The 314-nt window shown below is 35.4% G+C and carries 1 protein-coding gene; it reads left to right on the forward strand.

What is annotated here, in order from left to right; translation table 11 throughout:
- On the forward strand, positions 1 to 314 hold a 314-nt coding region (locus LOK41_RS28750), incomplete at both ends, for an IS6 family transposase (RefSeq protein WP_241819475.1).

The raw sequence follows: 314 nt of genomic DNA on the forward strand, positions 1-314 counted from the left end.
TTTCTTTAAGCTATCGTGATGTATCTGAAATCTTGAAAGAGCGTGGTGTTTTGGTTCACCCAACAACTATTATGCGCTGGGTTCATGAATATGGAAACCTTATCTATCAAATTTGGAAGAAGAAAAATAAAAACGTTTCATTATCTTGGAAACTAGATGAAACCTATATAAAAGTCAAAGGAAAATGGCGTTATTTATATCGTGCAATTGATAAAGACGGGCACACATTGGATATTCAACTTCGTAAAAAACGGGATCATCAGGCTGCCTATGCCTTTATGAAAAGATTGGTCAAAACGTTTGGAGAACCAGTA

Source organism: Bacillus sp. TL12, assembly GCF_022625245.1.
Taxonomy (GTDB): domain Bacteria; phylum Bacillota; class Bacilli; order Bacillales; family Bacillaceae_G; genus Bacillus_A.